The organism is Vibrio aquaticus, assembly GCF_003970385.1.
GTDB lineage: Bacteria > Pseudomonadota > Gammaproteobacteria > Enterobacterales > Vibrionaceae > Vibrio > Vibrio aquaticus.
This window is the reverse complement of the sequence record NZ_RXZH01000207.1, coordinates 1-350: the sequence shown is the minus strand read 5'-3', so window position 1 is coordinate 350 and position 350 is coordinate 1. Positions and strand designations below refer to the sequence as shown.

Annotated in this window: 2 protein-coding genes; both read left to right on the top strand. The window is 40.3% G+C overall.

What is annotated here, in order from left to right; translation table 11 throughout:
- On the top strand, positions 1–180 hold a 180-nt coding region (locus EJ063_RS20810), incomplete at its 5' end, for a hypothetical protein (RefSeq protein WP_439333302.1).
- 15 nt (positions 181–195) lie between these two features.
- Positions 196–350 (top strand): hypothetical protein (locus tag EJ063_RS20805; protein ID WP_439333303.1); only part of this gene is annotated, 155 nt, incomplete at its 3' end.

Below are 350 nucleotides of genomic sequence, written 5' to 3'. Positions count from 1 at the left end.
AAAGATGAGGCCGGAGATATTTTAACAGAACATTATCTATCAGAAAAAGGCCATCTCTCAGCGCCTCTGAACAAGGTCACCAATGCTGAGATAGCTGAAGAGATGGCATATTGCTACGCAAGAATGAAAAGTGATATACTGGAATGTTTTAAAAGGCAGGTGGGCAAAGTTAAGGATTAATTATCAGGAGTAATTATGCGGAACAGAATCATGCCTGGTGTTTACATAGTAATAATTCCTTACGTTATCGTAAGCATTTGCTATCTCCTTTTCCGCCACTACATTCCTGGTGTTTCTTTTTCAGCTCATAGAGATGGTCTTGGGGCGACATTGTCATCATATGCAGGAAC